Annotated in this window: 14 protein-coding genes; 4 read left to right on the top strand and 10 right to left on the bottom strand. The window is 69.8% G+C overall.

The annotated features are described in order from the left end of the window. Positions 1–7: 7 nt before the first annotated feature. Positions 8–709 carry a transcriptional repressor LexA gene (gene lexA, locus MCHLDSM_RS09865; RefSeq protein WP_048469894.1) on the bottom strand — a complete coding sequence of 234 codons (702 nt, stop codon included), beginning with the start codon at positions 707–709 and terminating at the stop codon, positions 8–10. Positions 710–921: 212 nt separating this feature from the next. Between lexA and MCHLDSM_RS09860 the strand changes: the two genes are divergently transcribed. After that, a complete protein-coding gene (locus MCHLDSM_RS09860) occupies positions 922–1,389 on the top strand; it encodes a LysM peptidoglycan-binding domain-containing protein (RefSeq protein WP_048417553.1) in 468 nt (155 codons plus the stop codon). A gap of 158 nt (positions 1,390–1,547) precedes the next feature. Continuing rightward, positions 1,548–2,012, top strand: coding sequence for a transcriptional regulator NrdR (nrdR, locus tag MCHLDSM_RS09855; RefSeq protein WP_043408064.1), 465 nt, complete (start codon positions 1,548–1,550; stop codon positions 2,010–2,012). 5 nt (positions 2,013–2,017) lie between these two features. Here nrdR and MCHLDSM_RS09850 read toward each other — a convergent pair whose 3' ends face one another. From MCHLDSM_RS09850 to MCHLDSM_RS09840, 3 genes are all read right to left on the bottom strand, one after another. Then, positions 2,018–2,704, bottom strand: coding sequence for a PhzF family protein (locus tag MCHLDSM_RS09850; RefSeq protein ID WP_048469893.1), 687 nt, complete (start codon positions 2,702–2,704; stop codon positions 2,018–2,020). A gap of 26 nt (positions 2,705–2,730) precedes the next feature. Beyond that, positions 2,731–3,753 (bottom strand): alpha/beta fold hydrolase, encoded by a 1,023-nt coding sequence (locus MCHLDSM_RS09845; protein WP_048469892.1) that lies wholly within the window; start codon positions 3,751–3,753, stop codon positions 2,731–2,733. Positions 3,754–3,828: 75 nt separating this feature from the next. Then, complete coding sequence (locus MCHLDSM_RS09840) at positions 3,829–4,818, bottom strand: proteasome assembly chaperone family protein (RefSeq protein ID WP_048469891.1); 990 nt, start codon at positions 4,816–4,818, stop codon at positions 3,829–3,831. A gap of 182 nt (positions 4,819–5,000) precedes the next feature. Between MCHLDSM_RS09840 and MCHLDSM_RS09835 the strand changes: the two genes are divergently transcribed. Beyond that, positions 5,001–5,786, top strand: a complete 786-nt coding sequence (locus tag MCHLDSM_RS09835) for a trypsin-like serine peptidase (protein ID WP_048469890.1) — start codon at positions 5,001–5,003, stop codon at positions 5,784–5,786. Here MCHLDSM_RS09835 and sthA read toward each other — a convergent pair. Beyond that, complete coding sequence (sthA, locus tag MCHLDSM_RS09830) at positions 5,783–7,189, bottom strand: Si-specific NAD(P)(+) transhydrogenase (protein WP_178044638.1); 1,407 nt, start codon at positions 7,187–7,189, stop codon at positions 5,783–5,785. The genes MCHLDSM_RS09835 and sthA overlap by 4 nt on opposite strands. A gap of 176 nt (positions 7,190–7,365) precedes the next feature. Here sthA and MCHLDSM_RS09825 point away from each other — a divergent pair, with 176 nt between their 5' ends. Continuing rightward, positions 7,366–8,406: a DUF4192 domain-containing protein gene (locus MCHLDSM_RS09825; RefSeq protein WP_048469889.1), complete on the top strand. Its 1,041-nt coding sequence runs from the start codon at positions 7,366–7,368 to the stop codon at positions 8,404–8,406. A gap of 4 nt (positions 8,407–8,410) precedes the next feature. Here the strand turns inward: MCHLDSM_RS09825 and MCHLDSM_RS09820 are convergent, their stop codons facing one another. From MCHLDSM_RS09820 to MCHLDSM_RS09800, 5 genes are all read right to left on the bottom strand, one after another. Next, a complete protein-coding gene (locus tag MCHLDSM_RS09820) occupies positions 8,411–9,100 on the bottom strand; it encodes an iron-dependent transcriptional repressor DtxR (protein ID WP_043408080.1) in 690 nt (229 codons plus the stop codon). A 72-nt stretch (positions 9,101–9,172) separates the two neighbouring features. Beyond that, positions 9,173–10,033, bottom strand: coding sequence for a MurR/RpiR family transcriptional regulator (locus MCHLDSM_RS09815; protein WP_048469888.1), 861 nt, complete (start codon positions 10,031–10,033; stop codon positions 9,173–9,175). Between the two features lie 12 nt (positions 10,034–10,045). Further along, positions 10,046–11,251: a M20/M25/M40 family metallo-hydrolase gene (locus tag MCHLDSM_RS09810; RefSeq protein ID WP_048469887.1), complete on the bottom strand. Its 1,206-nt coding sequence runs from the start codon at positions 11,249–11,251 to the stop codon at positions 10,046–10,048. Next, positions 11,248–12,000 carry an amino acid ABC transporter ATP-binding protein gene (locus MCHLDSM_RS09805; RefSeq protein ID WP_048469886.1) on the bottom strand — a complete coding sequence of 251 codons (753 nt, stop codon included), beginning with the start codon at positions 11,998–12,000 and terminating at the stop codon, positions 11,248–11,250. Before MCHLDSM_RS09805 ends, MCHLDSM_RS09810 begins: the two co-directional genes overlap by 4 nt. Before the next feature lie 20 nt (positions 12,001–12,020). Next, entirely contained in the window at positions 12,021–12,983 is a 963-nt protein-coding gene (locus MCHLDSM_RS09800) for an amino acid ABC transporter permease (RefSeq protein WP_048469885.1), read from the bottom strand.

Genomic DNA, 12,983 nt, shown 5'->3' with positions numbered 1-12,983 from the left:
GCGGTCGTCAGATCTTGCGGATGACGGTCACGACCTTGCCGAGCACGGCGGCGTCGTTGCCGGGGATCGGATCGAACGCGGGGTTGTGCGGCATCAGCCAGACCTGCCCGCGGGTCCGCTTGAACGTCTTCACGGTGGCCTCACCGTCGATCATCGCGGCCACGATGTCCCCGTTGTCGGCAACGTTCTGCTGGCGGACGACCACCCAGTCGCCGTCGCAGATGGCCGCGTCGATCATGGATTCGCCGACCACTTTGAGGAGGAACAGCGAGCCCTCGCCGACGAGTTCACGCGGCAGGGGGAAGACGTCCTCGACGGCCTCTTCGGCCAGGATCGGGCCGCCGGCCGCGATCCGGCCCAGCACGGGCACGAACGTGGGCTCGGGCAACGCGTCGGAGGCGGCGACGTCGGTGGACACGGTCGGAGCGGCGGCGTCGTCGATGCCGCGCACGTCGACCGCACGAGGACGGTTCGGATCGCGGCGTAGGTAGCCTTTGCGCTCCAGCGTGCGCAACTGGTGCGCGACCGAGGAGGTCGACGTGAGGCCGACGGCGTCGCCGATCTCCCGGATGCTCGGCGGGTAGCCCCGCGTGGTGACCGAGCTGCGGATCACCTCGAGGATGGTGCGTTGACGTTCGGTCAGCGTCGTTCCGCGGTCGCGGCGGGCGACGGAGTCCTGGCCTGCTGTGCTGTCGCTGTCATCGCTCATGGCCCCGAATGTAACGCGGCACGCCGCCGGAATCAAACATGTGTTCGAGGCGTGTCGGAATCTGCGCGGTCGAACATGCGGTCGAGTCGACTTGTCGGTGGCCTGCGTTAGCGTTCGCAACAGTTCGATCACATGTTCTATCCATCGAACACATGATCGACTACTGTTCGAACACAGGAGCGAATGTGGCTCACCGACCGAGAGGCAGACAGATGACCGTTCTCCACACTTCCGACGTCTGGGACGTGCCGGCCCGCAGTGCGCGTCCGGTGCGGGTCGGCCAGCCGCACCGCACGCCGGCCGCCCGCCGGCCCCGCTCGCAGCGCCCGGCGGGAGCGCCGATGGCCTACCGCGGCAGCGGTGTCCTCGTGTCCCGGGCATCGCACCGCCGCCGTCCGATCACGCCCGCCACCACGGTGCTGCTCGCGCTGGTCGCCGCCGCCATCACCGTGTGGCTGGGCCTCGTCGCCCAGGCCGGCGGTCTGCTGGGCGGCCAGACCGAGGTGCCCGGCAGGCTCGCGGTGGTTCAGGTGCAGACCGGCGAGTCCCTGCAGCAGGTCGCCCAGCGGGTGGCGCCCGACGCGCCGGTCGCCGACGTCGTCGACAAGATCCGCGAGCTGAACAAGCTCCAGACGGTCGCGCTGGACGCTGGTCAGACCCTCATCGCTCCGGTCGCCTGACCCGCGCGATCGCCGTGCACGACCATTCCTGTGCCCGCTCCGGGCGGACTGTCCCCGCGGGGAACGCGCCGTCGGCTCCGCTGCTGCGCTGTGTCCGCCCAGCGCAGGTACGCTCGAAGACGTTCGAAGCGGTCTGCCGGTGCGGTGAAGGAGCGGTGATGCACTGTCCGTTCTGCCGTCACCCCGATTCGCGGGTGGTCGATTCCCGCGAGACCGACGAAGGTCAGGCGATCCGGCGGCGCAGATCCTGCCCCGAGTGCGGACGTCGCTTCACCACAGTGGAGAGCGCGGTGCTGGCCGTGGTCAAGCGCAGCGGCGTCACCGAACCCTTCAGCCGCGAGAAGGTCATCAAAGGTGTGCGCCGGGCCTGCCAGGGCCGCCAGGTCGACGACGACGCACTCAACCTGCTGGCGCAGAAGGTCGAAGATGCGGTGCGTGCCACCGGATCTCCCGAAGTGCCCAGCCATGAGGTCGGTCTCGCCATTCTCGGACCGTTGAGCGAGCTGGACGAGGTGGCCTACCTGAGGTTCGCATCGGTGTACCGGTCGTTCTCGTCAGCCGAGGACTTCGAGCGGGAGATCCAGGCCCTGCGCGCACACCGCGAGGTGCCGGCGGGGAGCTGACGCACTCACTCGAGGACGCGGTGGCTGTCCTCGACCACGCGTCCTGCCACCTGCACCCACCCTTCGGGGCTCCAGACGGTCTGGATCATCGATCCCTGGCCCTGGATGATCGTGAGGTCGCGACTGAGATGTTCGGTGATCCGCACCGCGCCCGCACCGGTCGCTTCGTCCTCGCGAATACCGAGGTGCGGGGCGAACATCCGCACCCTGATCGTCCCTGCCTCGCGGTCCAGCCACGTCCACAGATAGTGCTCGACGGCGTCGCCGTAGTCGTCCGGATCGGCGGCGGCGAGCGCCTCGGCAGTGGGTATCTCGTAGAACGAGAAGTCCGGCGCCCACTCCGCGCGCGCGCTCACCGAGGTCATGTCGCCGGAGTGGCTCACCTGCACGATGCCCGCCGGAACCTGCAGCGTCCTGACCGGCGTGCCGCGATCCTTCAGCCACCATGCGGCGCCGACGGTGGGGTGGCCGGCAAAGGGCAGCTCTACCGTCGGGGTGTGGATGTGGGCATGCGCCGTACGGGTGCCCGGTTCGGGCAGTGTCACGAAAATCGTTTCGCTGTAACCCAATTCGGTCGCAATCCGCTGCCGGTCAGAAGGCGCCACGGTGGCCGAGTCGACGACGCCGAGCGGATTGCCGAAGCCGCCGTTCTCATCGGTGAACACCCGCAGCACTGTCACATCGATGGCCATGAGGCCGATGCTACGTGCCGGCCGGGTCAGGTGGCGCTGCGCTCGTCGGCACCCATCGCGTCGAGCACGGCCACCCGGGTGTCCACCGACCCCGACAGCGTGCTCTCGCTGATCCCGGTGCGCAGCAGGGTGCGCAGGTAGTCCTGGTCGTAGACAGCGGGTTCGGTCCCGTCGATGAACTTCTCGACCACCTCGACGAACCGGTCGGGGTCGTCATGGAACGGGAAATGACCGGAGCCCGGGAAGATCTCGAGCCGCGACCCCGGCATCGCGGCGTGCGCCATCTCGGCATGGCTGACGGGGATGACCGAATCCCCGCTGCCCCAGATCAGTTGCACCGGGACCGATTGCGTCAGATAGCACCGGTCGAGCATCGTCACCACCTGGCCGCGCCAGTCCACCACGGCGCGCAGCGTCCGCGCGAACGCCGACGACGCCGTCGGTTCCGGCAGATCGGCGAGGATCCGCAGCATGTCCGGGATATCGCGGCCGGCGCCGGTGGAACCGAACAGTGCCCCGCCCAGCCGTCCGAGCACCTGCAGCGCCGGCAACACCAGCGGCAGGCGCAGCAGGGCGAGGGCTTCGCTGCCCATCGGCAGTGAGGCGAAGCGCAACGCGATGTTGACGTCCTTGGTGACCCCGCCGGCCCCGACGAGGATCAGCCGCTCGACCAGTTGGGGGAACTGGTAGGCGAACTGCATCGCCACGCCGCCGCCCAGGGAGTGCCCGACCACGGTGACGCTGTCGATGTCGAGCACGCTGAGCAGATCGCGCATGCCGTTGGCGTACGCGGCCACCGAGTAGTCGGCGCGGGGCTTGTCGGACCTGCCGTGGCCCAGCAGGTCGGGGGCGATGACGGTGAAGCGCTGCGCAAGCGTGGTCTGCACGGTGCTCCAGGTCGTGGAGTTGTCCCCGATGCCGTGGATGAGCAGGATCGCCGGACCGGACCCCGCGATGCGGTACGCCCGGCGGTACCCGTGGATGGTGCGGTAGTGCAGCGTGGGTGTGAGTTCCCGGACGGAGCGCAGGTTCGGCTTGCGTTCGGTCATCGCGGACAGTCTCTCGTCACGGTCATGTCGCCCACTTCGTCGTCGGGACGGAAAGCTGGGGACCGGCGGGGACGGCTAGGTGTTGTCCCTGGGGTCCTCTTTGTCCTTGTCCTTGGTGTATTCACCGGCCTGTTGGGCGAGGAACCGTTCGAATTCGGCACCCAATTCCTCACCGCTGGGCAGATCCTCGTCGCGCGCCAGAAGGGACCGGTTCTCCTGTGCGGCAACGAAGGCATCGTATTGCCTCTCCAGTGCCTCCACCACCTGAGCGACCTCGGCACTGGCCGCCACCTGCTCGTTGATCTTCTCTGCGACCTCGGCGGCGGCCCGGCTGAGCTCGGCGGTCGGGATCTGCAGGGAACCGCTGCGGGCCACCTCGGAGAGCAACGTCTCCGCGGCCGCGGGGTAGTCGGTCTGGGCCAGGTAGTGCGGCACGTGCACGGTGAACCCCACCACCTCGTAGCCGTGCTGGGCCATCCGGAACTCCAGCAGGTTCGAGACGCTGCCCGGCACCGCCACCTCGCCGACCCACGGCTGGTGCTCGGCGATCAGTTCCTTGTCGTTGGAATGCGCCGTCAGCGTCATCGGCCGGGTGTGCGGCACCGCCATCGGGATGGCGCCCAGCCCGATCACCCGGCGCACCGCCAGCCGCTCGGACAGCAACCGGACCGCGCTGATGAACCGCTCCCAACGCAGATCCGGCTCCAGGCCGGCGAGCAGCAGAAACGGCGTGCCGGCGGTGTCGCGCAACGCGTAGAGGTTGAGCTCGGGCTCGTCGTAGCTGGTGAAGTGATCGGTCTTGAACGTCATCAGCGGCCGCCGGGACCGGTAGTCCAGCAGCTCGTCGATCGCGAACGACGCCACCAACTCGGTGTCCAGCGTGTTCTTCAGGTGCTCGGCGGCCAATTTGATGGCCCTGCCCGCGTCGGAGAAGCCCTCCAGCGCATGGATCAGCACCGGGCCGCGGCCATCGGGGGACGAGAGCGAGGGCGCGGGGAATTCGAGCTCGTACATGCCGGTCTGCTCGGGTTGGTAGCGCTGACCCGGTTCCTCGTCGTCAGCCATCTCGATGGCCTCCTCACTGTCTGTCGGGTGAATGTCCAGTGTCCCTCACCGGTGCATCGCCGCCACAGCGGTACCGCGGGCGTCACCCTCTTGTTCGAACACGCGCACACCGGCGTGACATTCCGTGCCCGCGTACCGCGCCGGCCGTCACGACAGCGGCGCATGGGGGAGGATCGGTGGGTATGTGCCCGCCCGCACTCCTCAGGCTCGCCGCGGCCGCCCTGGCCGCGGCGGTGCTGACCTCGTGCGGAGCCGCCTATCCGGCTCCGCCCCAGGCGGCCGAGCCGGTGAACTCGACGCCGCCGTCGGCGCACCCGGTGCCACCCGATCCGCGCGTCGGCGCCGTGTTCCTGGGTGCGGACGGGCTGCACGTCTGCACTGCCTCGGTGCTGAGCTCCGCCGTCGCCGACCTGATCCTGACCGCCGCGCACTGCATGGCCGACGGTCTCGACGCCACCTTCATCCCCGGCTTCTCCGACACCAACCCCGCCGAACCCCGTCACCTCGAGGCGGTCTACCTCGACCCACGCTGGGTGCGTGATCAGGATCCGGCGGCCGACTACGCGATCGCGCGGGTGAGCCGCGACGACGAGCCGGCCCTGCAGACGCTCGCCGGCGGCGGTCTGCACCTGGGTCCGGCACCCGCGCCGGGAACCGACGTGACCGTGGTCGGCTACGGCTACGGGGTCGGCGGCGGGCCGACGGCCTGCACGGCCGCCACCGTCGCCCCGCGCGACGACTTCCCGTCGGTGCACTGCGACGGGATCGTCGCCGGGTTCTCCGGTGCGCCGTGGATCGCGGGCTCGACCGTGGTGGGCGTGATCGGCGGCCTCGACGGCGGGGGCTGCCTCGACGAGGTGTCGTACTCGCCGCGCTTCGACGGGGCCCTGCCGGCGCTGATGGCACGGGCCGAGGCCGGCGGACCGGCCGACATCCCGCCGGCCGCGTTCGACGACGGCTGCGACTAGGTGCGGAACTGGTTGAGGGCGCGCAGCTTGTTCATCACGTCCAGCGCCGCGACCTTGTAGGCCTCGGAGAACGTCGGGTAGTTGAACACCGCGTCGACGAGGTACTCCACGGTGCCGCCGCACCCCATCACCGCCTGCCCGATGTGCACCATCTCGGTCGCGCTCGTGCCGAAGATGTGCACGCCGAGCAGCCGCAGGTCCTCGGTGGACACCAGCAGCTTGAGCATGCCGTAGGAGTCGCCGGCGATCTGGCCGCGGGCCAGCTCGCGGTAGCGCGACACCCCCACCTCGTACGGGACGGCGTCCTTGGTGAGCTGCACCTCGGTGGCGCCGACATAGGACACCTCGGGAATGGAGTAGATGCCGATCGGCTGCAGCTCGGTCATGCCCTTGCAGGGCTCTCCGAAGGCGTGGTACGCGGCGAGCCGGCCCTGATCCATCGACGTGGCGGCCAGGGCGGGGAAGCCGATGACGTCACCGACGGCGTAGATGTGGTCGACCTTGGTGCAGAAGTTGTCGTCGACGAAGATGCGGCCGCGGTGGTCGGCCTCGAGTCCGGCGCTGGCCAGATCGAGCTGATCGGTCTGCCCCTGGCGGCCCGCGGAGTACATCACGGTCTCGGCCGGGATCTTCTTGCCGCTGGCCAGCGTCGTGACCGTGCCGGTCGCCCCGATGTCGACCGCCGTCACCTCCTCCCCGAACCGGAACGTCACCGCCAGGTCCCGCAGGTGGAACTTCAGCGATTCGATGATCTCCGGGTCGCAGAAGTCGAGCATGTTCTCGCGCTTCTCGACGACGGTCACCTTGGTGCCGAGCGCGGCGAACATCGACGCGTACTCGATGCCGATCACGCCGGCCCCGACCACGACCATCGACGTCGGCAGCGTCTTGAGGTCGAGGATGCCGTCGGAGTCGAGCACCCGCTCCTCGTCGAACTCGACACCGTCCGGCCGCGCCGGTTTGGTGCCCGTCGCGATGACGATGTACTCGCCGGTGACCGTGGTGCGCTCGCCGCGGTGGGGTTCTTCCACCAGCACGGTGTGCGGATCGACGAACCGGCCGTGGCCCGAGATCAGGTCGATGCGGTTGCGCATCAGCTGAGAGCGGACCACGTCCTGTTCCTTGCCGATGACGTGGGTGGTGCGGGCCAGCAGGTCGGCCGGGGTGATCTTCTCCTTGACCCGGTAGCTGGCGCCGTAGAGTTCGCGCTGACTCATCCCGGTCAGGTACACGACCGCTTCGCGCAGCGTCTTGGACGGGATGGTTCCGGTGTTCACGCACACTCCGCCGAGCATCCGTCCGCGTTCCACCACCGCCACGGACTTGCCGAGCTTGGCGGCGGCGATGGCGGCTTTCTGCCCGCCGGGACCCGAACCGATGACGACCAGGTCGTACTCCAGCATCGAAGCCATGGTCACTACATGTACGCCGGATGCCGACGGTGCGCATGCCGACGGACGTCAACTTCATGTGAACACCTGACGCCCGATCGCTCCCCAAAGGCGATTTCATCCACAGATCGGCCGGTCCGCGACACCGTCGGCCGCCCAGCGTCGGTGGTTGTTGCGAGGTTGGCCCCATGGCCTCGACATCCCATCCTGAATCCCCTCTCGACCGGCCCGGCGACCTGATCGCGGCGCTGCCCGCCGTCCTCGGTTTCGTGCCGGAGAAATCGATCGTGGTCGTCACGGCGGCCGACGACGAGATGGGGGCGATCCTGCGCGCCGACCTCGCGGACCCCCGGGTGCCGCACCTGGCCGAGATGGCGGCGACCGCCGGTGCGGAGGCGGTGATCGCGGTGATCGTCGACGACGAGGGCGCGGGCTGTCCGATGTGCGCCGACGAGCACCGCGAACTGGCGCACGAGTTGACCGTTGAGCTGGCCCGCTGGGGCGTCGAGCTGCTGGCCGCCCATGTCGTCGACGTCGTCGCCGCCGGTGGCACCTGGGTGTGCGCGGACGGCTGCGGGGCCTCGGGGCGGGTGGAGGATCCCAGCGCCTCGCCGGTCGCGGCGGCCGCGGTGCTCGACGGGCGGCGCCTCTACGCCCGGCGCGACGAGCTCGTGGAGGTGGTCGCGGTGGCCGACCCGCAGCGCAGTGCGGAACTGGCCGCGATGATCGAGCAGGCAGGGCCGCTCGATGGAGACCGCGCGGGTGCGCTGGCACGCAGCGACATCGAGCACGCGCTGGCGTGCGCCGAGCAGCTCGCCGCCGGCACGGCGCTGCGCGACGAGCAGACCGTTCGGCTGGCGCGCTCGCTCACCGACCCGCGGGTGCGGGACACCCTCTATGCGCTGGCGGTCGGGGACCGGGCCGGGGTCGCCGAGTCGTTGTGGGCCGACCTGTCGCGCCGGTTACCGTCGCCGTGGCGCGTGGAAGCGCTTGTGCTGCTTGCCTTTTCGGCATACGCGCGCGGTGACGGCCCCCTCGCGGGGATCTCGCTGGACGCGGCGCTGACGTGTGCGCCGCTGCACCGGATGGCGGGCATGCTCGATCAGGCTCTGCAGTCGGGCATGCGGCCGGAACAGATCCGCGAGCTCGCCCGCACCGGCTACCGGCTGGCGTCGCAACTCGGGGTGCGGTTGCCGCCGCGGCAGGCGTTCGGCAGGCGGGCGGGCTAGTGCCTCAGACCTTCTCGACCTTGACGGCGTGCGCCATCTCGTGGGGCAGTTCGACCTGCTCGTGGCCCGGAATGACGATCATCACGCCGCCGTGGTCGTTGACCTCGACGGTGACGCGGGCGTTCGGCACCACGCCGGCATCCTTGAGCCGGGCGATGAGCTCGACGTCGCCCTGTACGTGCTCGGTCAGCTGGCGCACCACGACCGCGACGGGCATGCCGGCGGGCAGTTCGGTCAACCGCACGAGGTTCTGGGCGTCGTTGATCAGGTCGTCCACCCCGAGTTCGGACAGACCCGGAATGGGGTTGCCGAACGGCGATGTCGTCGGGTTGTCGAGCACCTGGACGAGCCGGCGCTCGACGTCCTCGCTCATCACGTGCTCCCAGCGGCACGCCTCGGCGTGGACTTCCTCCCACGGCAGGCCGATCACATCGACCAGCAGGCGTTCGGCGAGACGGTGCTTGCGCATCACCGCCACGGCCAGGGCGCGGCCCTTGTCGGTCAGTTCGAGGTGCCGGTCTCCGGCGACGTGCAGCAGGCCGTCGCGCTCCATCCGCGAGACGGTCTGGCTCACGGTGGGGCCGCTCTGCTCGAGGCGTTCTGCGATACGCGCGCGCAGCGGGATCACGCCCTCTTCCTCGAGGTCGTAGATCGTCCGCAGATACATCTCGGTGGTATCGACCAAGTCGTTCATTAGGTCACCCTTCTTCGCGGACGATTCTACGGGAAACGGCGGCTGATATGGCCCGACCCGGGCCCGGGCGGGTCAGTACATGTCCAGCGCGGTCGCGGCGTCGTCGATCTCCCGCATTCTGGCCAGCGCCCCGTCTCCCAGTGCTGCGAGCACGCCGGTGACGAGCAGCTCGGCGACGGCCATGGTCGGGACCATGCTGTCGTAGGGCGACGGTGCATCGACGCGGCACGGCAGCACGATCGACGCCTGGGATGCCGTGGGCGACAACCACGGATCGGTGAACAAGATCACCGCTCCGCCGCGTTCGCGGACCCAGCGGGCGACCCCGGCCGTCGACGGCTCGTACCGCCGGTAGTCGAACGCGACCAGCACATCGCGCCGACCCATGTCGGAGACGACGGCCGATCGCTCCACCGCGGTCGAGGGCAGCATCTGCACACCGGCGCGCATCTGGGTCAGGTGCAGGCACAGGTAGTGCGCGATCAGCCCACTGAACCGTCCGCCCACCAGATGGATTCGGCGCTTCGGATCGGCGAGAAGTGCCACGGCGCCGGACAATTCGGCCTCCGGCAGCGCGGTCATCGTGTCGTGCACGGCGGCTGCCACGGTGGGGGCGGTGCGTCGGGTCAGCTCCGCGGGGTCGGTGGTGGCCGTCGACGCGAACTCCTGCGCGTCGTAAAGGGCGGCCGGAGACGCACCCGCGTCGGCCATCTCGGCCCGCACCGCCTGCTGGAAGTCGGGGTAGCCGCGGTAACCCAACCGGGTCACCAGCCGGATGACCGTCGGCGTGCTGACCTCCGCGCGGTGCGCCACCGTGGTCGCCGTCTCGAGGGCCAGCAGCGGGTAGCCGGACAGCAGCACGCGGCCGACCTTGCGTTCGGCGGGACTCGCATCACCCAGGCGGTCGCGCAGCTGATCGGCGATCCCACTCACATCGGTTGTCCTTCAGTCGGCTCTCGTCGCGGCTCCGACGCAACCTATCGCGGCCGGCAGCCGGGCGATCAGGCACGCGAGCATCGCGATCCGCGGCACCACGCTGTCCAGGTCCAGCCACTCGTCCACCGAATGGTCGTCGCCGCCGACCGGCCCCAGCCCGTCGAGCGTCGGCACACCCGCCGCGGCGGCGTAGTTGGCGTCGGCCGCACCGCCGGTCGACACGTCACCGACCGCGAATCCCAGCTCGCGTGCCACCGAGCGCACCTCGTCGAGCACCACGTCCTGCCGCGGATCCCGCCGCATCGGCGGGCAGGCGTTCGAGACCGTCATCGATGCGGTGACACCCGGCACGTACGGGGTGTCGACGAGTCGCCGGACCCGGCCGATGGCCTCGTCCAGTCCGGGTTGCGGATCGACCCGGACCTCGAGTTCGACCGCGGCCGACGCCGCCACGACGTTGACCCGCTCGCCGCCGGAGATCCTGCCGACGTTGACCCGGACCCCGGGCACCTCGGCATTGATGCGGTGCGCGTCGGCGACCAGCAGCGCCGCGGCGACCACCGCGTTCGCGCCGCGCTCGAAGTCGACGCCGGGGTGCGCGGCGCGGCCGGTCAGCGTGACGGTGATGTCGGCGATGCCCTTACGGCTGGAGACCAGCGACCCGTCTTCGCGCGCGCCTTCGAGGCTGAGCACGACGTCGGACTCGGCGGCCAGCCGGGCGATCTCGTCCCGGCTCGTCGGCGACCCGATCTCCTCGTCGGGAACGCACAACAGCACCACCTCGGCGACGCTGTGCGCCTGCGCGCCCGCCAGGATGTCCAGCACCGTCAGCCCGGCCAGCAGGCCCGCCTTGTCGTCACACACCCCGGGTCCGTACGCCCGCCCGTCGGCCACGCGGAACGGCCGCGCCGCGGCGGTGCCGCGCGCGAACACGGTGTCCATGTGCGCCAGCATCAGCACGCGTGCCGTGCCGGACCCCGATCGGCGCACGACCACCCGATCGCCCAGGCGGATGCCGCCGTGCGTCCCGCCGGTGGCCCGCTCGACACGGCAACCCGACCGCAGCGCGCGGTCGCACACGACGTCGGCGATCCGGTTGACCCCGTCGGCGTCGGAGGACTCGGAATCGATGCCGACCAACGTGGCCAGGTCGGCGACGAACGCCGGATACCGTTCGGCGGCAAGCGCATACGCAGCGCCGGGGGACAGGCTCACAGCACCTTCGACAGGAACGCGCGGGTGCGGCTCTCCCGCGGGTCGACCAGCACCTGCTGCGGGTCCCCGGACTCCACGATCACGCCGCCGTCCATGAACACCACGACGTCGGCGACCTCGCGCGCGAACCCGATCTCGTGGGTGACGACCACCATCGTCATACCGTCGGCGGCGAGATCGCGGATCACGGCCAGCACGTCGCCCACGAGTTCCGGGTCGAGCGCCGAGGTGGGCTCGTCGAACAACATCAGCTGCGGTTTCATCGCCAGGGCCCGGGCAATCGCCACCCGCTGCTGCTGACCGCCGGACAGCGCCGAGGGGTACGCGTCGGCCTTGTCGGCGAGCCCGACCCGGTCGAGCAGCTCGCGCGCCTCGGCCACCGCGACGTCCCGGCTGACGCCCTTGACCTGCATCGGGGCCTCGATGATGTTCTTCAGCGCCGTCATGTGCCCGAAGAGGTTGAAGCGCTGGAAGACCATGCCGATGCCCGCGCGGCGCCTGCTGACCTCCTTGGTGGTCAGTTCGCGCAGCTTGTTGCCGTCGACGCGGTAGCCCACCAGTTGACCGTCGACCGACAGCCGGCCGGAGTCGATCTTCTCGAGGTGGTTGATGCACCGCAGGAAGGTGCTCTTCCCGGAGCCGCTCGGCCCCAGCAGGCACATCACCTGGCCGGTCTGCACCGTCAGGTCGATTCCGCGCAGCACCTCCAGGTGGCCGAAGCGCTTGTGCACCTTCTCGGCCTCGACCATCGGCCGCGCGTGTGTCGTCGTCACGAGTGTTCTCCTGACTTCTTCGCCGGGCGCCGTAGCCGCAGCCCGGTCAGGCGGGTCAGCGGACCGTCGTTGCCGAGCGGCAGCGTGCCGCGTGAGTAGCGCCGTTCCAGCCACGCCTGCGGGATCGACAGCAGGCTGGTCAGCACCAGGTACCAGATGCTGGCGACGATCAGCAGCGGGATCACCTCGAAGTTCTGCGAGTAGACGTTCTGCAGGTTCGTCAGCAGATCGTGTCCGGAGATCACCGACACCAGCGCCGTCGACTTGAGCATCGTGATGGTCTCGTTGCCCATCGGCGGAACGATCACCCGCATCGCCTGCGGCAGCACGATCCGCCGGGTGGTGGCCGCCGGCGTCATGCCCAGCGAGAACGCGGCCTCGGTCTGGCCGTCGTCGACGGCGAGCAGACCGGCCCGCACGATCTCCGAGGCGTACGCCATCTCGTTGAGCCCCAGGGCGAGCAGCGCGGCCACCGATCCGGTGACGATCGTGCTCGTCGACTTGTCGAAGAAGACGATGTCGGTGAACGGGATGCCGAAGATCAGCTGCGGGTACAGCGCGCCAAGGTAGCCCCAGAAGATGATCTGCACCAGCAGCGGCGTGCCGCGGAACACCCAGACGAACAACCCTGCGAGCCCGGACAGGATCGGGTTGGCCGACAGCCGCATCACCGCCAGCATCACCCCGCCGACGATGCCGATGATCATCGCGGCGACGGTGAGCCACAGCGTCGTCCACAGCCCCTCGAAGACCAGTCGGCTGAACAGGTAGTCCCCGACGACCGACCACTTCAGGTTGTCGTTGGTGGCCAGCGAGACGACGACGCTCACGGCGATGGCGACCACCACCGCGGCGCTCACCCAGCGCAGCGGGTGGCGTGCCGGGATGGTCTCCATGGTCTCGGCGTCCGGGGTGGTCGGTGCCGGCCGGTGGGTGGCGTTGCGTGCCGCGATGTCCAT

Origin of the sequence: Mycolicibacterium chlorophenolicum, from assembly GCF_001044235.1 — a bacterium.
GTDB lineage: Bacteria > Actinomycetota > Actinomycetes > Mycobacteriales > Mycobacteriaceae > Mycobacterium > Mycobacterium chlorophenolicum.
This window is presented reverse-complemented; position numbering and strand designations above follow the sequence as displayed.